At 71.8% G+C, this 21,566-nt stretch carries 15 protein-coding genes; 6 read left to right on the forward strand and 9 right to left on the reverse strand.

Annotated features, from left to right (window positions below):
- Positions 1-20: 20 nt before the first annotated feature.
- A complete protein-coding gene (locus tag GUI43_RS07925) occupies positions 21-992 on the reverse strand; it encodes a DMT family transporter (RefSeq protein ID WP_112581930.1) in 972 nt (323 codons plus the stop codon).
- On the reverse strand, positions 989-2,020 hold the full coding sequence (gene glpX / locus GUI43_RS07930; RefSeq protein WP_091394313.1) for a class II fructose-bisphosphatase: 1,032 nt from the start codon (positions 2,018-2,020) through the stop codon (positions 989-991). The genes GUI43_RS07925 and glpX overlap by 4 nt, the downstream gene beginning before the upstream one ends.
- A gap of 159 nt (positions 2,021-2,179) precedes the next feature.
- Here glpX and GUI43_RS07935 point away from each other — a divergent pair, with 159 nt between their 5' ends.
- Both GUI43_RS07935 and GUI43_RS07940 read left to right on the forward strand, forming a co-directional pair.
- Positions 2,180-2,827: a DUF4245 domain-containing protein gene (locus GUI43_RS07935; protein WP_112601925.1), complete on the forward strand. Its 648-nt coding sequence runs from the start codon at positions 2,180-2,182 to the stop codon at positions 2,825-2,827.
- Positions 2,828-3,031: 204 nt separating this feature from the next.
- Positions 3,032-3,883, forward strand: a complete 852-nt coding sequence (locus tag GUI43_RS07940) for a hypothetical protein (RefSeq protein WP_112698463.1) — start codon at positions 3,032-3,034, stop codon at positions 3,881-3,883.
- A 43-nt stretch (positions 3,884-3,926) separates the two neighbouring features.
- Here GUI43_RS07940 and GUI43_RS07945 read toward each other — a convergent pair whose 3' ends face one another.
- Both GUI43_RS07945 and xseA read right to left on the reverse strand, forming a co-directional pair.
- The gene (locus GUI43_RS07945; RefSeq protein ID WP_030486721.1) at positions 3,927-4,148 is read right to left on the reverse strand and encodes an exodeoxyribonuclease VII small subunit; all 222 of its coding nucleotides are present in this window, start codon (positions 4,146-4,148) and stop codon (positions 3,927-3,929) included.
- A 45-nt stretch (positions 4,149-4,193) separates the two neighbouring features.
- On the reverse strand, positions 4,194-5,426 hold the full coding sequence (gene xseA, locus GUI43_RS07950; protein WP_249037680.1) for an exodeoxyribonuclease VII large subunit: 1,233 nt from the start codon (positions 5,424-5,426) through the stop codon (positions 4,194-4,196).
- 144 nt (positions 5,427-5,570) lie between these two features.
- Between xseA and GUI43_RS07955 the strand changes: the two genes are divergently transcribed.
- Entirely contained in the window at positions 5,571-6,557 is a 987-nt protein-coding gene (locus tag GUI43_RS07955; RefSeq protein WP_091397205.1) for a 4-hydroxy-3-methylbut-2-enyl diphosphate reductase, read from the forward strand.
- Between the two features lie 41 nt (positions 6,558-6,598).
- Positions 6,599-7,033, forward strand: a complete 435-nt coding sequence (locus tag GUI43_RS07960; protein WP_112581935.1) for a hypothetical protein — start codon at positions 6,599-6,601, stop codon at positions 7,031-7,033.
- Between the two features lie 71 nt (positions 7,034-7,104).
- Here the strand turns inward: GUI43_RS07960 and GUI43_RS07965 are convergent, their stop codons facing one another.
- Together GUI43_RS07965 and GUI43_RS07970 are read right to left on the reverse strand one after the other, a co-directional pair.
- Positions 7,105-10,401, reverse strand: a complete 3,297-nt coding sequence (locus GUI43_RS07965; protein WP_112698464.1) for a S8 family serine peptidase — start codon at positions 10,399-10,401, stop codon at positions 7,105-7,107.
- 149 nt (positions 10,402-10,550) lie between these two features.
- Positions 10,551-11,711: a DNA recombination protein RmuC gene (locus GUI43_RS07970; RefSeq protein WP_112698465.1), complete on the reverse strand. Its 1,161-nt coding sequence runs from the start codon at positions 11,709-11,711 to the stop codon at positions 10,551-10,553.
- Between the two features lie 54 nt (positions 11,712-11,765).
- On the opposite strand from GUI43_RS07970, the gene GUI43_RS07975 reads away from it, so the two are divergent.
- Positions 11,766-12,599, forward strand: a complete 834-nt coding sequence (locus GUI43_RS07975) for a hypothetical protein (protein WP_112581940.1) — start codon at positions 11,766-11,768, stop codon at positions 12,597-12,599.
- A gap of 68 nt (positions 12,600-12,667) precedes the next feature.
- On the opposite strand, the gene ppc is transcribed toward GUI43_RS07975, so the two are convergent.
- The 3 genes from ppc to GUI43_RS07990 form a co-directional block, all read right to left on the reverse strand.
- On the reverse strand, positions 12,668-15,454 hold the full coding sequence (ppc, locus tag GUI43_RS07980; protein ID WP_112581942.1) for a phosphoenolpyruvate carboxylase: 2,787 nt from the start codon (positions 15,452-15,454) through the stop codon (positions 12,668-12,670).
- Positions 15,455-15,583: 129 nt separating this feature from the next.
- Entirely contained in the window at positions 15,584-16,615 is a 1,032-nt protein-coding gene (locus tag GUI43_RS07985) for a hypothetical protein (protein ID WP_112581943.1), read from the reverse strand.
- Between the two features lie 115 nt (positions 16,616-16,730).
- Positions 16,731-17,645 carry a cyclase family protein gene (locus GUI43_RS07990; RefSeq protein WP_112698466.1) on the reverse strand — a complete coding sequence of 305 codons (915 nt, stop codon included), beginning with the start codon at positions 17,643-17,645 and terminating at the stop codon, positions 16,731-16,733.
- 192 nt (positions 17,646-17,837) lie between these two features.
- On the opposite strand from GUI43_RS07990, the gene mfd reads away from it, so the two are divergent.
- Complete coding sequence (gene mfd / locus GUI43_RS07995; protein WP_112581946.1) at positions 17,838-21,470, forward strand: transcription-repair coupling factor; 3,633 nt, start codon at positions 17,838-17,840, stop codon at positions 21,468-21,470.
- Positions 21,471-21,566: the final 96 nt, after the last annotated feature.

Consider the following 21,566-nt stretch of genomic DNA (forward strand, 5'->3'; position numbering starts at 1 on the left):
CGTTCGGCGGACGGGCTTGGTCAGCGGCGGGCGGGTGGCGCCAGCGCGGCGACCAGCACCGCCACCATGGTCAGCGCCGCCCCGAGCAGGGTGTTCACACCGGGGTGCGAGGCCGCCGTGGGGAGGATCAGGTCCAGCAGGACGGCGCCCACGATCTGCCCGGCGATGGTGGCCAGGCCGAGCAGCAGCACACCGGTGAAGCGGACGATCGCGGCAGCGATCGCGATGAACACGATGCCGATCGGGCCGCCCAGGTAGAGCCACGGCTCGGTCGGCAGGTGGCCGCCGGGCCAGCCGCGTACGGCGATGTCGATCGCGAACGCGACGAGCAGGGTGACAGTGCCGACGGCGAAGTTGACAAGCGTGGCGGTCAACGCACTGTCGGCCGCCGCCCGGACCCGGCCGTTGACGGCCTGCTGCCAGGCGATACCCACCCCGGCGAGCAGCGGTAGCAGGGCCAGCGCCAGCGCGCCCGGGTCGCCAAGACGGTCGCCGACCGCCAGGCCGACCGCCAGCACGGTGAGCACCGCGCCGGCCAGCCGCTGCCGGGTGACCGGCTGCCGGCCGGTCGGCCCGATCCCGGCCCGGTCCACGGCGAGGCTGCTGCCGGTCTGGCCGGCGACCACCGCCACGGTGAAGACCGCGACGCCCAACGTGCCGATGGTGAGGCCCTGGGTGGCCACCAGGAAGGCTCCGCACATCCCGCCGAGGCACTGCCAGGGCCGCAGCGTGCCGGTCCGCAGGGCCCGCCGCGTCGCGGCCAGCCCTCGCCGACCACCGGGGGTCGCGGGCACCAGCACCAGCAGCACCAGCAGACCGACGCCGAACGAGACGACCGCGGCGGCGAAACCGTCGTCGAGGCGTACCCCCAGCTCGCCGTTGATTCGCGACTGCACCGCCACCGCGACCCCGGAGGCCGACGCCAGCGCGACGCCGGTGATCCGGCGGGCGGCCGACAGGGTCTGCGGGGTCGCCGTGTCGGTGGCTGTCACTCCTGCTCGGCCAGCGGACGACCATCGAAGTCGACAGCGGAGTAGAGCGCCAGCTTCTCCAGCCGGTGGTACGAGTCGATCACCCGGATGGTGCCGCTCTTCGAGCGCATGACGATCGACTGGGTGTACGCGCCGCCCGCCCGGTAACGCACCCCGCGCAGGAGGTCGCCCGAGGTGACCCCGGTCGCCACGAAGAAGCAGTTGTCGCCGGTGACCAGATCGTCGGTGCCCAGCACCCGGTCCAGGTCGTGCCCGGCGGCGATCGCCTTCTCCCGCTCCTGCTCGTCGCGCGGCCACAGCTTGGCCTGCATCGCACCGCCCATGCACTTCAGCGCGCACGCGGAGATGATGCCCTCCGGGGTGCCGCCGATGCCCATCAGGACGTCGACGTCCGACTCGCCCCGGGCCGCCGCGATGGAGCCCGCGATGTCGCCGTCGGAGATGAACCGGATCCCCGCCCCGGTGCGACGGATCTGTGCGACCAGGTCGTCGTGACGGCTCCGGTCCAGCACGCAGACGGTCACCTCGGAGACGTCGGTGCCCTTGACCTTGGCGATCCGGCGCAGGTTCTCCGCCACGCCGGCGTTGATGTCGATCACGTCGGCGTACGCCGGCCCGACGGCGAGCTTCTCCATGTAGAAAACGGCGCTGGGGTCGAACATCGCACCGCGCTCGGAGACGGCGAGCACCGCCACCGCGTTCGGCATGCCCTTGCTCATCAGGGTGGTGCCGTCCACCGGGTCGACGGCGACGTCCACCTCCGGGCCTGTGCCGTCGCCGACGTGTTCGCCGTTGAAGAGCATCGGGGCGTTGTCCTTCTCGCCCTCGCCGATCACCACCACACCGCGCATCTGGATCGAGTTGATCAGCTTGCGCATCGCGTCGACCGCGGCTCCGTCGCCGCCCTCCTTGTCGCCCCGGCCGACCCACCGGCCGGCGGCCATCGCCGCGGCCTCGGTGACCCGGACCAGGTCGAGGGCAAGGTTTCGGTCGAGATCCTGTGGGATCCGCGTCCTGGTGTTCGTCATGACGGCTACTCCTCCTCGCGACGGTGCGGGGACGACCGGCGGCGGGGAGGCCCCCACTGACGGCTTTGTCGCTGATCCTCACACGATGGCCGACCGGGCGTCGGCGCGGGGCGGTGATGGCCCGGATACCGCCGGTCGGGCGGCTGCGAAGATAAGGGGGTGGAACCCGCACAGCCAGCCGACCGCGTACCCGCCGACCGCACGCCGCCCGACGGTCAGCCGCCGGCCGACGTCCCCGCCGGCCGCGGTGGTGAGCCCGCCGCGACCGACCCGACCCCACCGCCGCCGGCGGTGTCCGGCAAGTCCGAGCGGTCGCCGAAGGACATGGCGATCTCGCTGCTGGTGCTGCTCGTCCCGATCGCGCTGCTGCTGGCGTTCTACCGGGGATTCCTCGGCGGCGACCAGGCCGCCACCGTCGATCCGGCGCCCGCCATCGAGCAGGCACGTTCGGCGAACGTCTTTCCGGTGAGCCAGCCGCAGGGGCTCGGCGGCGACTGGAAGACGGTGAGCGCCCGCTACCAGACCGTCGAGGACGGTGCGAACCTGCGACTCGGCTACCTCACGCCGGAGGGGCGGGGCGTCCAACTGCTGCAGAGCAGCGTCCCGGCGGACCGCCTGCTCCCCGCCGAGCTGACCAGTCAGGGCCAGCCACAGGGCCCCACCGAGCTGGCCGGGCGCACCTGGCAGCTCTACACGGCCCGGGGAAACCAGCAGGCGCTGGTCCTGCTGGAGCCGACCCGCACGGTGATCGTCGTCGGCGACGCCCGGGACAACGAACTCCGCGAACTGGCCGGCTCGCTGCGCTGACCGACCCGGTGGTTCGGCCCCGCTGGCGCCGAATCTGGGCAACAGGCCCGAAGGGTGATTGTCCGACCCGTCGACAGGGAACAAGGAGGGTGTGATCCGGGCGCGCTGTTCGGCCCGGGTCGCGCGACGCAGCCGACGGTGCTGCTGCGTCGCCCGGTTTCCGGCGCCGTCCAGGTCGTCGGGTGACCCCCTTGGGAGACACGTATGACTGTTCGACGACTCGGCGCCGGCCTGGTAGCCGCCGCTCTGATCACGCCCGCACTGGCCGCCTGCGCCAGCGGAACCGGCACCGGCACCGCCGGATCGACGCCGTCCCCGACGGTGAGTGCGTCCGGCACGGCGAGCCCGTCCGGTGCCCCGGTGGCGGGTGACGCCAAGCAGGCCCTGCTCGACTCCACCAAGGAGATCAGCAACGGGAACTTCCGGTTCACCCTGGCCGGCGCCGGCTCGACGGCGGAAGGGCTGGTGCACCAGCCGAGCCAGAGCGCGGCGATGAAGATCGCGATCGGTGGCCCCTCGGCTGACCTGGCGATGAAGCTCGACGTGGTCCACTTCAAGCCGGACAGCTGGGTCAAGCTGGAGCTGAGCGGCCCCACCGCCGACAGCCTGCCCGCCATCAAACAGCTCAACCTCGGCAAGTACCAGCACCTTGACCAGAACCGGATCAAGGGCAACCGCAACCTCGGCTTCGACTTCGAGAAGGTCGACCCGGCCGGTAGCGCGGTGCTCACCCAGGGCATCACCGAGGTCCGCAGCACCGGCACCGGCGCGTACGCCGGCACCATCGACGTCACCAAGGCCGCCGAGGCGGGCTCGTTGAACGCCGCCACGATCGCCGCGCTGGGCACCCAGGCGAAGACCGTCCCTTTCACCGCGAAGGTGGACCCGCAGGGCCGGCTCAGCGAGCTGGTGCTGCAGTTGCCGGCCGCCGGGCAGACCGCCGCCCAGGAGGTCAAGATGACCTACTCCGACTACGGTGCCGCCACCGCCGCGCAGAAGCCGCCGGCGGACCAGGTCGTCGAGGCGCCCGCCGAGCTGTACAGCCTGTTCAACTGACGTACCGAGGTGGGGCGGCTCCGGCCGCCCCACCGGCGGTCGGTCAGGAAGTGGGCTCCTGCCGGGCGGCGTCGATCCGCGCCCGCGCACCATCCAGCCAGCGTTGACAGATCACCGCCAGCGCCTCGCCGCGCTCCCAGAGCGCCAGCGACTCCTCCAGTGACGTGCCGCCGGCCTCCAGCCGCTCCACCACCGAGGCCAGCTCGGCGCGGGCCTGTTCGTAACTGAGCCGTTCGTCCGGCCCGGCCTTCGTGTCGTCAGTCATCGCCTTCATCTCAGCACACCGCTCCCCACCGCGCCGCGTCGCCACTCAGCCATCGACCGTGGCGGCCAGCTCGCCGTCGGCCAGTCGTACCCGCAGCGGGTCGCCCTTACCGACCTCCGCCGCCGCGCGGACCACGTGGCCGTCCGCGCGCTGCACGATCGCGTACCCCCGGTCGAGGGTGGCGGCGGGGGAGAGGGCGCGCAGCCGCGCGAGGGTGTGCCGCAGGTCATCCTCGGCGGCCGCGAGCCGGTGCTCCAGGCAGCGGCCGGCCCGTTGGCGCAACGCGGCCAGCTCGGTGGCCCGATGCTCCACCATCACCTGGGGCCGGGCCAGCACCGGCCGCGAACGCAGCCCGTCGAGCCGGTGCGTCTCCCGGTCGACCAGGTTGCGCACCGCCCGTTCGAGGCGGTGCCGGGCCTGACCGATGAGGCGTACCTCCTCGGTGAGGTCGGGGACGACCCGCTTCGCCGCGTCGGTCGGGGTGGAGGCACGGACGTCGGCGACGTAGTCGATCAAGGGCGCGTCCGTCTCGTGGCCGATCGCGCTGACCACCGGCGTACGACAGCCGAACACCGCGCGGCAGAGCGCCTCGTCGGAGAAGGGCAGCAAATCTTCGATGCCGCCGCCACCCCGGGCGATGATGATCACGTCGATGCTCGGGTCGGCGTCCAGCACCTTGAGCGCGTCGACGATCTGTGGCACCGCGGACGGGCCCTGCACGGCCACGTTGACAGTCCGGAACTCCACCGCCGGCCAGCGCCGCCGGGTATTTGTCAGCACGTCCCGCTCCGCCGCCGACGCGCGGCCGGTGATGAGCCCGATCCGGCCGGGCAGGAACGGCAGTCGACGCTTGCGGGCGCGGTCGAAGAGCCCCTCGGCGGCGAGCAGCTTCTTGAGCTTCTCCAGTCGGGCCAGCAACTCCCCGAGCCCCACCTGGCGAATCTCGTCGGCCCGCAGGCTCAGCGTGCCCCGGGCGGCGTAGAACTCGGGCTTGGCGTGCAGCACCACACGTGCGCCCTCGCGTAGCTCTGGCGCGCCGGAGTCCAGGACGTCCCGGTTGGTGGTGACGGTCAGGCTCAGGTCGGCCGACGGGTCACGCAGGGTGAGGAAGACAGTGCTGGCCCCGGGGCGGCGGCTGATCTGCGCCACCTGCCCGTCCACCCACACCCAGCCCAGCTTGGCGATCCAGGCCCCCACCTTCTGGCTGACCACCCGTACCGGCCAAGGCTCCTCAGCGCTGCTGGCCCCGCCGCTTCCCACCCGCCCACCCTCGCTCACCCGCCCACCCTACGGACCTCCCCGGTGATCAAGAGGTTTGCGTCGGCGCTGGGCGCGTTTCTGACGCAAACCTCTTGATCACCGGGGGCTGGGGGTGGGTTGCGGGCCGGTGCCGGGCTGCGGGGTGGCACGTACGATGGGGTGGTGACTGAGGCTCAGGCGACTCACCGGACCGGCAAGCGCGTGCTCCTGGCCAAGCCCCGCGGCTACTGCGCGGGTGTCGACCGCGCGGTGCAGACCGTGGAGGAGGCGCTGAAGCTCTACGGCGCTCCGATCTACGTGCGCAAGCAGATCGTGCACAACAAGCACGTGGTGCAGACCCTGGAGGCCCAGGGCGCGATCTTCGTGGAGGAGAACGAGGAGGTGCCGGAGGGCGCCACCGTCGTCTTCTCCGCGCACGGTGTGGCGCCGGAGGTCCACGAGCAGGCCAAGGCGCGGTCGCTCAAGGCGATCGACGCGACCTGCCCGCTGGTCACCAAGGTGCACCACGAGGCGCGGCGCTTCGCGGCCGAGGACTACGACATCCTGCTCATCGGCCACGAGGGGCACGAAGAGGTCATCGGCACCGCCGGTGAGGCCCCCGCGCACATCCAACTGGTGGACGGCCCGGACGGCGCCGACAAGATCACCGTACGTGATCCGGAGAAGGTGGTCTGGCTCTCCCAGACCACGCTCTCGGTCGACGAGACGCTGGAGACGGTGGCCCGCCTCAAGCAGCGGCTGCCGCTGTTGCAGTCCCCACCCAGCGACGACATCTGCTACGCCACCTCCAACCGGCAGCACGTGGTCAAGGAGATCGCCGCCGACTGTGACGTGGTGATCGTGGTCGGCTCGACGAACTCCTCCAACTCGGTCCGCCTGGTCGAGGTCGCCCTGGACGCCGGCGCCCGCGCCGGTCACCTGGTCGACTTCGCGCACGAGATCGACGACGCCTGGCTGGAGGGGGCCACCACGGTCGGCCTGACCTCGGGCGCGAGTGTCCCGGACGACCTGGTCCAGGAGGTGCTGGTCCACCTCGCCGCCCGTGGCTTCGCCGACGTCGAGGAGATCACCACCGCCAACGAGCGGCTCACGTTCTCGCTTCCGCAGGAGCTGAGGCGGGACATGAAGGCCGCTGCGGCGCGCGGCTGAAGCGCGGGAACGAACTCGGGTCGGCGTACGTCAGATTCGGCATGAGGACTCTTCGGCTCGCCGTCCCCGCGCTGGCCGTCTGCGTGGCGCTGAGCGCCTGCGGCGGCCAGGGTGTCGGGGGCGGCACACCCACCCCGACACCGACGGGAGCGCAGCCGGTGACCAGCCAGCCCACGCCCGACCCGACGCCCTCGCCAGAGACCGGCACCCGGTCCGTGCCGCCTGGCCTGAAGACTCCGAAACCGGGCGGCCCGAGCACGCCGCCGGGCGTCGGGGCCACCACCCTGAGCGGCACCGTGCAGGGCGGTGTGGAGCCCGGCTGCGTACTGCTCGACGGTTACCTGCTGCTCGGCGGCCCGCGTGAGGTGCTGACGCCGGGCGCCCGGGTCGAGGTCACCGGTCGGGTGGAGCCCGGCATGATGACCACCTGCCAGCAGGGCACCCCGTTCGTCGTGACCGCCGCCCACCGATCCTGACCACTCACCCCTGACACGCGGGAGCCCGCCCCCGAACGTGGGGACGGGCTCCTGCTGGTGTTACGAGTGGATCAGTTCACGGCACCGATGGACACGTTGCCGCGACCCACGATTGCACCCTCGCTGGTGACGATCGCCAGTTCACCGGAGAGTTGACGCCCGTCGGCCGGAACGGCCACCGCGGTCACCGTGCCGGTGATGGTGGCCGACTCGCCGTGCATCAGCGGCACCGCGACGGCTGGAGCGGTGATCGTGCCCAGCGACGCTGACGCGAACGCGTCGTAGTAGTCGTAGGCGGTGCTGGTCCCCGGCCCGTCAACCCCGTACGGCTCCACCACGACGCGGTAGGTGCCAGCGGGCGGGTTGGTCAGCGTGACCGCCTCCTCCGAGTCGCCGTCCGCGGCCCGGCCGACCTCGGTGGTACCCCGGTAGACGAACAGGTCCAGGTCGGCTCCCGCGTTGGCGGGGTTGCCGATCCGGGCGGTGAACGTCGACGTACCCGCCGGGATCTCGACGGTCCACTCCTGGTTGGGACCGCCCTCGGTGATGGTCGGACGCTCGGTCCGCACACCGGTCAGCGCGCCACTGCGGCCGCTGATCGAGACCGGACCGAAGGCGTTGGTGACCTTCCAGCTCACCGGGGTCGGCTCGCCGGCCTCGACACTGGGCAGCTCGACCAGCGCCGGCTCGACCGTCAGGCCCTGCACCCGCGCCTGGAGCTTGAACGGGTTGTTCAGCGCCGGGGACGTCCGCCGCGACTCCACCTCGATCTCCCAGACCCCGGGCAGCGGGTTCTGGTAGTCACGCTCCTGCGGCTTGCAGACGTTGACGTCGGAGAAGTTGGTGTAGCAGACGGTGCTGGTGGTGGCCTCCACCGGCACACCCAACGGGTTGATCGCGATGAACCGGGTCTGCGAACTGGTGGCGATCCCGGAGAGGTTCACCTGGAGGGCCTTGGCACCCTCCGGCACCGTGACGAAGTACGACGTGAAGCCGTTGCGGTCGACCGAGCCCTCATTGGTGTACGAGAAGTTGGGCTTCTTCACGTCGTTCGAGGCCACCACCACTGTGGACACCTCGAAGTCGACGACGTTGGTGGCCGGGTCGTCGATCCGCACGATCGCGCCGTGCGCACCCTCGGTGGCCGGCTTGGCGGTGACGCTGATGGTGACGGCCTTGTTGAGCGGCAACGCGACGGTCTTCGGTGCCTTGAAGGTGCCGTCGTTGCCCTGGAGCGTGATGTTGTGCTTGATGGTGCCGGCCGGGCCGCTGGTGCGGGTGAGCTTGACCGGGTACGTCTTGCTCTGGCCGACCTTGTGGCCACCCTCGGACGAGGTGCAACGGTTGTAGACGCCGGTGCCCCGACCCGGGTTTGGTACGAACTTCACACCGTTCCAGATGGTCAGCTGCTCCGCGAGGGGGCTGCAGACCGGCGCGTCGGAGACGTACGACCGGGTTTCGACGCCCTGGCGCAGCAGCTGCCAGGCGCCCGGAACGTTGACCATGCCGTAGCCCTGCGCGTACGTCGGCACGTCCGCGATCGGCTTGGCGGAGGTGAACAGCGCCCGCCGCAGTGCCGCCGGGCTGACGCCCCGGTCGGTGGCCTTGGCGGCCGACAGCAGCAACGCGCTGGCGCCGGCGGTCTGCGGAGACGCCATCGAGGTGCCGTTCAGCATCGCGTAGCCCGGGGGCAGCGCGTATCCGGCCTCGGGGACCGGGGCGCCGAGCTGCCAGGTCGGTGCGGTGGAGATGGCCGAGCCGGGGGCGGCGATGTTCGGCTTGAAGCCGCCGTCCTCGCGTGGGCCACGGGAGGAGAAGTTGAACAGTGCGTTCTTCTTCTTGACGACCGAGCCGTAGTTGGCCAGCCAGGTGTCCTTGCTGATGTTGGCGGCAACGCTGATCACGTTGCTGGCCACCGACGGGTCGCCGATGGTGTTGAGACCCGGGCCGGAGTTGCCGGCCGAGATGACCAACTGCACGCCGTACGTCTCGATCAGTTCGTTGTAGAGGTTCGTCCGCGCGTTGTTGCCGTCGTTCAGGCCGGGAAGGCCACCGATCGACATGTTGACGATGTCGACGCCACGGTTGGCCACCAGGTCGATCATGCCGGTGGTCAGGGCCGCCGCGCTGCAGCCGCCGCCCCAGGAGCAGGCGCGGGCGGAGACCAGCTTGGCGCCGGGCGCGGCGCCGTCGAAGGCCCCGTTGCCGAGCATGTCGTTGGCGGCGGTGATGCCGGCGACGTGGGTGCCGTGGGTGCTCTCGACGATGCCGATGTTGACGTAGTCGTAGGTGCCCGGCAGCCCGATCGGCGTGGTGTTGACGTTCTTGCGGAACTCGACGACGAACGGCTGCCGCTCGGCGACCGGGGTCGCCGGGTTGTCGGTGCCGAAGTAGCCGATGTCGTACTTCTCCTTGTACGGCCGCATGACCGGGTCGTCGGTGAAGTTGAGGTTCTGGTTGGCGTCCACCCGGATGTTGTTGGTGGCCGGGTCGAAGAGCACACCCCAGGTGTCGGTCGTGTCGCCGTCGCGGTTGACGTCACCCCGGGCGTCGCTCGCGGTGGTGACCGACTCGCTGAACAGGTTGAACCGGTACGTGCCGGCCGGTGCCGTCCAGGTGCCGCCGGCGATGGTGAACGACGGGCCGGCGACCTCGGCCTGCATCCGCCGCCACGAGCCGTCCTCCAGCGGATCGGTCGCGGTGACCCAATCGACGATCTTGCGCTCGCCGGTGGTGGTCTGCTGCAACGCCGGGTGGGCAAGGTCCACACCGGAGTCCATGATGCCGATCGTGACGCCCCGGCCGTCCCACTCGGGGTGGGCCGCGGTGAACGCCACCGCGCCGGTCTCGTTGGTGGGCATGTAGGGGTTGTCGGCCGGGGTGGTCTCTCCCGGCGCCCCGACGGTGGCCTGCCGCGCGCCGGCGGTGCCGGTGGGGGTGTTTTCCGGGGCCGGGTCCGGCAGTTGGATGACCTCGTCCAGGTCGACGGCCGAGACGCCGGGCAGCCGTGCCGCCTTGAGCACGCGGTCGGTCGGGACCTTGGCCAGCACGAAGCCGACCCGGTCCTGCCGCTGGCTGACAGTGCCGCCGAGCTTGGTGAGGCTGTCGGCGACGTCCCCTGCCTCACCCTTCTCGGTGGCGACGATCAACGTGACGGTGGGGGCCTTCTTGGCGCGGGCCTCGCTGAGCAGTTTGGCGTCGTGGGCGCCCAGCGTCTCGGCGGCGGTGGCCGGGGAAGCGTCCGGTGTGGTGGCGGGAGCGGCGGCCGCGGTGGCGGCACCACCCATGGTCGTCATGGCGCTCGCCGCCAGGACCGACGCGAAGAGCGCGGCTGAGGTGCGCCGGCTCAGGTTTCGAAGTCTGCTCACGTTCTCTTTACCTCCAGAGAACAGGGCCCTTCAGAGAAGGGCGCTCGGGTGAGCAGAATCTTTCGGGGTGTCGACAAGCACTGTCACTACTGGTCGGTCCCTTGTGACCAGTTCGTGACATGCGGGCACACACACTGTCACATAGATGGCTAGCGGGCCGAGACCTCGTCGGCCGGATCGGCCAGCTCGGGGGCCTGCGGCTGCCGGGGCGTCAACTCGACCTGGGCCGGCGTGGCCAACTCGTCGTCCGAGACGCCCAACTCGGCGAGCTTGCGGGCGCTGACCAGCACCCGGGCCTCCAGCGAGCCGACCGCCCGGTTGTAGGCGGTCACCGCGCCGGCCAGCGAGGACCCCAGCTTGCCAACGTGGTCGCCCAGGGTGGAGAGCCGGCCGTACAGCTCCCGGGCGAGGGTGTGCACCGCGAGCGCGTTGCGGGCCAGTGCCTCCTGCCGCCAGGAGTAGGCCACGGTGCGGAGCAGGGCGACCAGCGTGGCCGGCGTGGCGAGCACCACGTTGCGGGTGAAGGCGTGCTCCAGCAGCGTCGGGTCCCGCTGGAGCGCGACGTCGAGGAACGGGTCGGCGGGGACGAACAGCACCACGAACTCGGGTGAGTTGTCGAACGCCGACCAGTACGACTTGGCGGCGAGGGCGTCGACGTGCCCCCGCAGGTGCCGCGCGTGCGCGTCGAGGTGGGTGTCCCGGCCGCGCTCGTCGCGGGCCTCCATGGCTGTCAGGTACGCGTCGAACGGGGCCTTCGCGTCCACCACCACCGAGCGGCCACCGTGCAGGCGGACCACCAGATCCGGTCGGACGACCTGCTGGTCGGTGGCGGCGGTGACCTGCTCGGAGAAGTCGCAGTGCTCCAGCATGCCGGCCGCCTCGACGATCCGGCGCAGCTGGTGCTCGCCCCAGCGGCCCCGCACCTGCGGTGCGCGCAGCGCAGCCACCAACTGCTTGGTCTCGGTGCGCAGCTCACCGGAGACCGCGTTCATCGAGCGGACCTGCTCACGCAGCTCGGCGTACGCGTCGACGCGGTCGTGCTCCAGCTCGGCCACCCGCTGCTCGTAGCGGCGCAGGGTGTCGTGCAGCGGCGCGACCGCCCGGGCCACCGCCTCCTGGGACTGCGCGGTGGCCTCGTAGCTCAACGCCCGCATGGACTGCTCCAGCCGACCCTCGCCCTCCCGGGTGGCGGCCAGGGTGGCATCCAGGCGGGCGATGTCGGCGGCCGACCGGGACCGGGCCGCGAGCCAGCCCACCGCCCCGCCGGCGCCGAGGCACACGATCACCAGGAGCAGCGTCGAGACGTCCATCACCGGAGCTTGCCAGACGGATACGACGTGCGACCCGGGGGTACGTTCGATGACATGGAACTTGTGCTCTGCCTCGCCGTTGTGCTGGTCGGCGCGCTGGGCGCCGCCGCGCTCATCCGCGCTCAGGCCGGTGCCCGTCGGCGCACCGAGCTCGGCGACGCCCGCGCGGAGGCGCAGCGGTGGTACGAGCGCCTCGGCGGCCAGTTGATGAACCTGCACGGCGACGACCCAGCGGTACGCCAGGCGCTGGCCGACGCCGGTGAGCGGTACAACGCGGCGGGCTCCCAGCTGGAGCAGGCGTCCACGCCGCACCAGTTCGGGCTGGCCCGGGAGACCGCGCTGGAGGGTTTGGCGTACATCCGGGCGGCGCGTACGGCGCTGGGCATCGATCCGGGCCCCGAGGTGCCGACCCTGGCCGCCGCCCGCGGCGTGGGGCAGCTCACCAAGGAGCGCGAGGTCGATGTGCAGGGGCAGACCTTCCGGGCCGGGCCGCAACCCGGCCGGGAAACGCCCTACTACTACCCCGGTGGGCGTTATCAGGGTCGCCCGGTGCCCGCCGGCTGGTATTCGACGCCCTGGTGGAAGACCGCGCTGGGTGCCGGCGCCGGTGTGCTCGGCGGCATCCTGATTGCCGACGCGCTCTTCTCTCCCGCCTTCGCCGACCCGGGGTACGGCTACGACGCCGGCTACCAGGAGGGCTTCGGTGACGGTGTCGACCAGGGCGGCGACGGCGGTGACCAGGGCGGCGACTTCGGCGGCGGCGACCAGGGTGGGGACTTCGGCGGCGGGGACTACGCCGGTGGGGACTTCGGTGGTGGCGACTTCGGTGGTGGCGGCTTCGGCGGCGGCGACTTCGGGGGCGGGGACTTCGGCGGCGGCGACTTCTGACCGTCGTTCAGACCTATGGAAACGGGCCCCGGTCGCAGCGACCGGGGCCCGTTTTTCGTACCTGTCGATCAGCCGGTGTTGCGCATCCCGGCGGCGATGCCGTTCACGGTGGTGAGCAGCGCGCGTTCCAGTGCGGTGCCGTCGCTCGGTGCGCGTCGGCCGCCCGGTGCGGTGGCGATCGCCCTCCCGGCCGCGCCCGACTCCCGGTACTGCCGCAGCAGCGCCACCTGGAGGTGGTGCAGCGGCTCCAGGTAGGTGTCGCGGACGGCCAGGGTGCGCTGAAGCACCGGCGAGTTCTCCAGCAGGGCCGGTGAGGCGGTCACCGCCAGCACCTCCCGCTTGGTCAGCTCGTACTCCTGCTCGATCTGCTCGAAGATCGGGTGCAGCTTCTTCGGCACCAGCGTCTCGACGTACCGGCGGGCGATGCTCAGGTCGGTCTTGGTCAACATCATTTCGACGTTCGACAGGAACGTGCGGAAGAAGTGCCAGTTGCGGTGCATCTCGGCCAGCACGTCCGCCAGACCGGCCTCGCGGGCGGCGGCAAGCCCGGAGCCGACGCCGAACCAGCCCGGCACGATCTGCCGGGTCTGCGTCCAGCCGAACACCCACGGGATGGCCCGCAGCCCGGACAGGCCCGCGCCGGTGTTCGGGCGCTTCGCCGGCCGGGAGCCGATGTTCAGCGCGCCGAGCAGCTCGGTGGGGGTGGACGCCCAGAAGTACGCGGGCAGGTCCGGGTCCTCGACCAGCGACCGGTAGGACCGGAACGCCGACTCGGAGACCACGTCCATCGTCGCGTCCCAGCGCTCCAACATCTCGGCCGGCTGCCGGGGTGCGGTGTGCAGCAGAGTCGCCTGGAGCACCGCGGCGAGGGTGAGCTCCAGGTTCTCCCGGGCCAGCGAGGGCAGGGTGTACTTGTCGGAGATCACCTCGCCCTGCTCGGTCACCTTGATCGCGCCGTCCATGGTGCCGTACGGCTGCGCCAGGATCGCCTCATGCGTCGGCCCGCCGCCGCGCCCGACCGTGCCGCCCCGGCCGTGGAACAGCCGCAGGTGCACACCGTGCCGGGCGGCCACGTCGCGCAGCGCGCGCTGCGCCCGGTGGATCGACCACTGGCTGGTGGTGATCCCGGCTTCCTTGTTCGAGTCGGAGTAGCCGAGCATGACCTCCTGTACGTCACCCCGGGCCGTCACCAGCGCCCGGTACGCGGGCAGCGACAGCAGCTCGTCGAGGAGTTCGCCGCCGGAGTTCAGCTCGGCCGGGGTCTCCAGGAGCGGCACGAACCCGACCCGGGCCCGTCCGCTGTGCACGTCCACCAGACCGGCCTCGCGGGCCAGCACCACGGCGGCCAGCACGTCGTCGACACCCAGGGTCATCGAGATGATGTACGACTCGATCACCTCGGCGCCGAACCGGTCCTGTGCCTCCCGGATGGTCCCGAACACGTCGAACGTCTTGCGGGCCGGCTCGGACAGCGACGTGTCGACCGTCGACAGCGGACGGCGACCGGTCAGCTCGTCGGCGAGCAGCTTGGTGCGTTCCAGCCGGGTCAGCGCCGGGTAGTCGGAGACCTCGCCGACCGCTTCGTAGAGCTGCGCGAGCACCGCGTGGTGCGCCTCGGCGTGCTCCCGGACGTCCATGGTGGCCAGGTGCAGGCCGAACGCGGAGACCGTACGGATGGTGGAGGCCAGCCGGCCGACCGCGGTGAGCTGCCCGGAGTTGCGGGCCAGCGAGGCGCGCAGCAGGTCGAGGTCGGCGATCAGCTCGGCGGAGCCCCGGTAGTCCCGGCCCGGTACGTGGGCGGTGCCCTGGCGCAACCTCAGCCGGGTGTTGGCGAGCTTCGCCTTCACGCAGCGTGCCTTGAGCCGGTACGGCTCCTCCGCGTTGACCCGGCGGAAGCGCTGCGCCACCTCGGGCAGCGCGTCCAGGTCGGCGGCGAGGCTGGCGGAGAGGTCCAGGGACACCCCGCGCAGTCGGCGGGACACCGAGACCTCGTTGATCAGGTGGTCCATCGCCTTCTCGGTGGCCGCGATGCCGTGCTCGTGCTGGATGGTCAGCACCTCGCGGGTGACCGCCGGGGTGACGAACGGGTTGCCGTCGCGGTCGCCGCCGATCCAGGTGCCGAAGCTCAGCGGCCGGGCCGTCGGTGAGGTTTCCACGCCGAGCGTGCGCAGCGTGTCGGCCAGGTCGTCGAGCACCTGCGGGGCGGCCTCGGCGTACAGGTCGCGCAGGTAGTAGATCGCGTTGCGGGCCTCGTCGGTCGGGTCCGGCCGGTCGAGCCGCAGCTCGTCGGTCTGCCACATCAGGTCCAGCAACTCGGCCAGCCGGCGGTTGGCCGGGCCCTCGTCGCTGGCGCCGTAGAGGATCGCGTTGGCGGTCTCGGTGTCCAGCTCGTCGGCGATCGCCCGCAACTTGGACAGGATCGAGCGACGGGCCGCCTCGGTCGGGTGCGCGGTGAAGACCGGTCGCACCGCCAGCCGGCGAGCCGCGTTGGCGATCTCCTCGGCCGGCACCCCGCGCTCGGCGATCATCTTGGCGGCCTGGTCCAGCCAGCCGCCCTGCACCGCGCGGCGACGGCGCAGATCACGCGCACGGTGCACCTGCTCGGTGATGTTGGCCAGGTGGAAGTAGGTGGAGAAGGCGCGGGCCAGCTTGGTGCCGGTGGTCACGTCGAGCCCGCCGAGGCGCTGGGCGGCCGCGGGGGCGTCGGAGCGAACCTGGGCGCGGATCTCCTCGACGAGGTCGAGCAGCGGGCGACCCTCCTGGCGGGCCAGGGTCTGGCCGAGCAGGGTGCCGAGTCGGCGAATGTCGGCGCGCAGTGCGGCGTCCGGGCCGTCGTGGTCGTGCTGGTCGGTCACGATGCGCTCCCTTACGTGGGTACGAAGGACAGCGCTGTCCGACTTACTGGATGGTATCCGCGCGCCGGGGATGTCTGGAGGGCCCCCTGGTGATCCACTGCCCTCGGGAGGGTGTTTTCCGGGGTGATCTCAACCACCGTCGCGGTCCGGCGAGGGGCCGGAGGGGGCGGCCCGGCGGCCGCGGACCAGGCTCGCGCTGACCAACCCGAGCGCTCCGAGCACCGTCCAGATCCCGAGGGCGAAAGCCGGCCAGCCGGCCGACCGCCAGTCGAAGTACACGGCGGCCTTGGTCAGGTCGTTGGCGAGCCCGGGGATGTTCCAGCGGTGCATGCCGCGCAGCACCCCGGGCAGGAACTCGGGCGCGTAGATGCCGCCGGACCCCGGGTTGCCGAGCACCACCAACAGCAGGATGACCAGCGCGGTGCCCGCGACGCCGAGCCAACCCTGGATGGCGCTGGCGAACATGGCGGCGGCGAAGACGGCCAGCGCGCCGATGGCGGCGATCGTCGGCACGTCGTGGTGCCAGATGTCCAGGACGGGTCCGACCACCACCGCGCCGGCGATGCCGAGCAGCACGCTGTAGACAGCCAGGGCGGCGATGCGCAGTCCGGCGCGTCGCGCCGTTCGGGGGGTGGTGCCGGCGGATATCCCGAGCACGGTCGAGCCCAGGTAGCCGCCGAGCACGTACCCGACGTTCAGGTAGAAGGGCACCACCCCGCGCGGGTCGGCCGGGGTGACCGGCACCTCGTCGACGATCTGGAGCGGGGTGCCGGTGCGGGTGGTGGCGGTGCCGAGGACCTCTTTGATCGCGCTGGTGGCCGAGGGGCCGGAGGCGCTCGCCACGGTGAGGATCAGGCCGTTGTCGGGTCCGGTGCTGAGCACGGCGTACACCGCGCGGCTCAGCAGTCCGTGCTCGGCGGCGCCCGGGTCGTCGTACCCGATGGGTTTGAGGATGTTGGTCTGGCCGCGCACGGCGTCGAGCGTCGCCCGGGCGCGTTGGTCGCCGGAGACGACGCCGATCGGCACGTCGCGGGGTGTGGGCTGGTGCAACGCGCCGACGTAGGCCGCGATGAACGCCGTGGCCAGCACGAGGGTGCCGAGGAGCAGTCCGATGCTGCGCGGCGCCCAGTCGCGAGCTGTGCCGTGCGAGTCCTTGTCCACGTTGTCAGCCTATGGTCCGTTTTGCAGACCGCAGGGTGGAACCAGTTGGCCGCGCGCCCCCACGGTGCGGCAGAGACCGGCCGCCGGCCGTGCGTCGACGGCCTCGCGGGTGGCGTCAGGGGTTGACGACGGCGAAGGCGCGAACGGGGAAGGTGCCCATGCCGGCCACCATCGGCGGGGCAGCGGTGAACCGGAACCCGCTCGGCGGCAACGCGTCCAGGCCGGTCAGGTGCTCGACGATCGGGATGCCGGCGGCGAGCAGCGTGCTGTGCGCGGGGCGTACGCCAGCGGCCGCCGGGCTCATGTCGTCGATGTTGATCGAGTCGATGCCGACCACTGCCGCCCCCGCGTCGACCAGCGCCTGGGCGGCGTCCCCGGTCAGGTACGGCGCGTCCGGGGCGCCGTACCTCTCGGTGCCGAAGTGCGCGTCCCACCCGGTGTGCAGCAGCACCGCCTGGCCGGTCACCTCGTACGGGGCAAGCATCAGCCGGTCCACCGCGCGGATGCCGGCCGGCACCCGGACCACCACCCCCGGTAGATCGGCGAGACGGTCCAGCGGCACCCCGGTCAGGTCGTCCCGGCCGGCCCAGCGGTGGGCGGGCGTGTCCAGGTACGTGCCGGTGTTGGCGATCATGTCGATTCGGGCCACATGGAACTCGGTGTCCGGGGCGTACCGCTCGCGGGATGCCGCGAAGGTCAGCCAGTCGGTGATCCGGGGGCCCGGCCAATCCGGCAGGGTGGTCATCCCGTCGCTGATCACGTGGCTCAGTTCGACCAGCCGACGACCCGCGCCGGATCCGTCGACCGCGACACCCCGGCCCCCCTTGTGCGGCTCCTCGATGATCGTCTTGGCGCTGATCCGGACGTCGGCGACCATCAGCAGCCCGAGGTGCCGGACGAACAACGCCGCCAGGTCGCCGTCGGTGATCTCCCGACCGGGAATGTCCAGCCGGAACCCCTCGGTACGCAGCCCGCCGCCGTTGGCGAAGCTGACCTCCGCGTCGAACTGTGCCCGCCACTGCTCACCCATACCGAAACCCGACCACGCCCGCCGGCGGCGGTCAAGATCCCTGAGGTGCGGGTGACGCGCGCCGTCGCGGCGCGGACCTGGGCGGAAGGGGGTGTGTGTCGGTGGACGGGGATAGGCTTGCGTCGTGCACCCCCCGTCCGGCTGGACGAGGGGCCGCCGTCGTGTGCGTCGACTCCCCGGGAAGGATTTCCCTTGCTCACCGGTCTGTTCACCGCCGCCCTGGCCGACCCCGGGCTGACCCGGGCGCGTGACCTGGCGCGCTCCGGTGCCGCCCAGGTCGACGGCCTCGACATCACCGCCCCGGCGGCGCTGCGCCCGTTCGCCGTCGCGGCGGTCGCCGCGGACAACGACGGCGCCGGGCGACCGGTGCTGGCGGTGACCGCCACCACCCGGGAGGCCGACGACCTGGCCGCCGCGCTGGGCGGGTTGCTGCCGGCCGAGCAGGTAGTGGTCTTCCCCTCCTGGGAGACGCTGCCGCACGAGCGGCTGTCCCCCCGCTCCGACACGGTCGGCCGGCGGCTGGCCGTGCTGCGCCGGCTGGCGCACCCGGAGGCGACCGACGCGCACGGCGGCACCGGGCCGCTGCGAGTGGTCGTGGCCCCGGTCCGTTCGCTGCTCCAGCCCCAGTTGAAGGGGCTCGGCGATCTGGAGCCGGTACAGCTCGCTGCCGGCGAGGAGGCCGACCTGGAAGAGGTCGCCCGCCGGCTGATCGACATGGCGTACGCCCGGGTCGACCTGGTCACCAAGCGCGGCGAGTTCGCGGTGCGCGGCGGCATCCTGGACGTCTTCCCGCCCACCGACGAGCACCCGTCCCGGGTCGAGTTCTGGGGCGACGAGGTGGAGGAGATCCGCACCTTCGCCGTCGCCGACCAACGGACCATCGAGCAGGTTCCGCTGCTCTGGGCACCGCCCTGCCGTGAGCTGCTGCTCACCCCGGCGGTCCGCGACCGGGCGGCCGCGCTCGCCGAGCAGCACCCCGAGCTGGCCGAGATCCTCGACAAGCTGGCCGAGGGCATCCCGGTGGAGGGGATGGAGTCGCTGGCCCCGGTGCTGGTCGGCCCCGACTCACTGGAGCTGCTGCTCGACGCCATGCCGGCCGGCACCCACGTCCTGCTCTGCGACCCGGAACGGATCCGCACGCGGGCGCACGACCTGGTGCGTACCTCGGAGGAGTTCCTGCAGGCCAGTTGGGCCGCCGCCGCGGTCGGCGGCCAGGCCCCGGTGGACGTCGGCGCCGCCGCCTTCCGCACTCTCGGCGAGGTACGCGCCGCCGCTGGCAGGCTCGGCCAGCCGTGGTGGACGCTGTCCCCGTTCGGATTGGTGGAGGGGGAGAGCGCCGAGACGCGGCAGCCCTGGGAGGACGCGCCCGAGCAGGCCGCAGTCACTCCGGACGACGCCATCGCGGTGACCCTGTCCGCCCAACCGGCGCCGCTCTATCACGGCGAGACCTCGCGGGTGGTCGACGACCTCAAGCGCTGGGCCGGCGAGGGTTGGTCGATCGCGCTGGTCTTCGAGGGGCACGGCCCCGCCCAGCGGGCGGTGGAGGTGCTGCGCGACGCCGGCCTGGGTGCCCGGTTGACCGAGGAGGTGCCGACCGCGCCCGTCCCCGGCGAGCTGGTGGTCACCTGTGGTGCACTGAGCAGCGGGTTCGTCGACGAGGCGTCCCGCTTCGTGCTGCTCACCGGCAATGACGTGACCGGCGGTCGGGGCACCTCGACGCGGGACATGCGCAAGATGCCGAGCCGGCGGCGCAACACCATCGACCCGCTGGAGTTGAAGGCCGGCGACCACGTGGTGCACGAGCAGCACGGCATCGGCCGCTACGTCGAGCTGGTGCAGCGCACCGTCAACGGGGCCAGCCGCGAATACCTGGTGATCGAATACGCGGCCAGCAAGCGGGGTCAGCCCGGCGACCGCCTGTTCGTCCCCACCGACCAGCTCGACCAGCTCTCCCGCTACGTGGGCGGCGAACAGCCGACCCTGCACAAGATGGGCGGCTCGGACTGGCAGAAGTCCAAGGCCCGGGCCCGCAAGGCGGTCCGGGAGATCGCCGCGCAGCTCATCCAGCTCTACGCCGCCCGTAAGGCGTCCAAGGGGCACTCGTTCGGCCCGGACACCCCGTGGCAGCGTGAGCTGGAGGACGCCTTCCCCTGGCAGGAGACGCCGGACCAGCTCGCCGCGATCGACGAGGTCAAGCGGGACATGGAGCAGACCGTCCCAATGGACCGGCTGATCTGCGGTGATGTCGGCTACGGCAAGACCGAGATCGCGGTCCGGGCGGCCTTCAAGGCGGTGCAGGACGGTAAGCAGGTGGCGGTGCTGGTGCCGACCACCCTGCTGGTTCAGCAGCACTACAACACGTTCGCCGAGCGGATGAGCCAGTTCCCGGTCCAGATCCGGCAGCTGTCCCGGTTCCAGACTCCGAAGGAGACCGAGCGGACGCTGGAGATGGTCGCCGACGGCACCGTCGACATCGTCATCGGCACGCACCGGCTGCTCCAGACGGCGACCCGCTTCAAGCAGCTCGGTCTGGTGATCGTCGACGAGGAGCAGCGTTTCGGTGTCGAGCACAAGGAGCACCTGAAGACGCTGCGCGCGTCGGTCGACGTGCTCAGCATGTCGGCCACCCCGATCCCGCGCACCCTGGAGATGGCGATCACCGGCATCCGGGAGATGTCCACCATCGCCACCCCGCCGGAGGAGCGGCACCCGGTGCTCACCTTCGTCGGCGCGCAGGACGACCGGCAGGTCGCCGCGTCCATTCACCGTGAGCTGCTCCGCGACGGGCAGGTCTTCTACCTGCACAACCGGGTCGAGTCGATCGACCGGGCGGCACGGCGGCTGCGGGAGCTGGTGCCCGAGGCGCGGGTCGCGGTGGCGCACGGCCAGATGGGCGAGGACGCCCTGGAGAAGGTCATGGTCGGCTTCTGGGAGAAGGAGTTCGACGTCCTGGTCTGCACCACGATCGTCGAGTCGGGCATCGACATCCCGAACGCCAACACCCTGATCGTGGAGCGGGCCGACCTGCTCGGCCTGGCCCAGCTGCACCAGATCCGGGGCCGGGTCGGCCGGGGCCGGGAGCGGGCGTACGCCTACTTCCTCTACCCGCCCGAGAAGCCGCTCACCGAGCACGCCCACGAGCGGTTGGCGACCATCGCCCAGCACACCGAGTTGGGTGCCGGCATGTACGTGGCGATGAAGGACCTGGAGATCCGGGGCGCCGGCAACCTCCTCGGCGGCGAGCAGTCCGGGCACATCGAGGGCGTCGGCTTCGACCTGTACGTGCGGATGGTCGGCGAGGCGGTCTCCGCGTTCAAGGGTGAGCGGTCGGAGGACGAGCCCGACGTCAAGATCGACCTGCCGATCGACGCGCACCTGCCGCACGACTACGTGAGCGTGGAGCGCCTGCGCCTGGAGATGTACCGCAAGCTGGCCGAGGCGCGCGACGAGGAGCGGCTGGGTGAGGTGGTCGCCGAGATGAAGGACCGGTACGGCGAGCCGCCGGCCCCGGTGCAGAACCTGGTGGAGGTGGCCCGGTTCCGTCTGCTGGCCCGCCGCTACGGCCTCACCGACGTGTCCATGCAGGGCAAGCACGTGCGGTTCGGCCCGCTGCCGTTGCCGGACTCGAAGCAGATGCGGCTCAAGCGCTACCACCCGGACGCCGTCTACAAGCAGGCCACCGACCAGGTCAGCGTGCCCCGACCGACCACCCGTCGGATCGGCGGCGAGCCGCTGCGTGACCAGGCGCTGCTCCAGTGGTGCGCGCAACTGCTCTCCGATGTGCTCGGTGCTCCCGCCCCACTCGCCGTCGCAGCGAGCGCCTGAACCATCACCGTCGCCGCGAGTGCCTGAGCCGGCGGTGTGCTCTCGACCAGGGACGGTCCGTCGACGCCGTCCCTGGTCGTGGGATCAGCGAAGGTG

This window comes from Micromonospora noduli (assembly GCF_003264365.1).
Taxonomy (GTDB): domain Bacteria; phylum Actinomycetota; class Actinomycetes; order Mycobacteriales; family Micromonosporaceae; genus Micromonospora; species Micromonospora noduli.

Excerpts from the sequence above, each read along its gene's own strand:
- glpX (WP_091394313.1), bottom strand. The coding sequence starts at position 2,020 with ATGACGAACACCAGGACGCGGATCCCACAGGATCTCGACCGAAACCTT.
- GUI43_RS07940 (WP_112698463.1), top strand. The coding sequence starts at position 3,032 with ATGACTGTTCGACGACTCGGCGCCGGCCTGGTAGCCGCCGCTCTGATC.
- GUI43_RS07960 (WP_112581935.1), top strand. The coding sequence starts at position 6,599 with ATGAGGACTCTTCGGCTCGCCGTCCCCGCGCTGGCCGTCTGCGTGGCG.
- GUI43_RS07975 (WP_112581940.1), top strand. The coding sequence starts at position 11,766 with ATGGAACTTGTGCTCTGCCTCGCCGTTGTGCTGGTCGGCGCGCTGGGC.
- GUI43_RS07945 (WP_030486721.1), bottom strand. The coding sequence starts at position 4,148 with ATGACTGACGACACGAAGGCCGGGCCGGACGAACGGCTCAGTTACGAA.
- GUI43_RS07990 (WP_112698466.1), bottom strand. The coding sequence starts at position 17,645 with ATGGGTGAGCAGTGGCGGGCACAGTTCGACGCGGAGGTCAGCTTCGCC.
- GUI43_RS07970 (WP_112698465.1), bottom strand. The coding sequence starts at position 11,711 with ATGGACGTCTCGACGCTGCTCCTGGTGATCGTGTGCCTCGGCGCCGGC.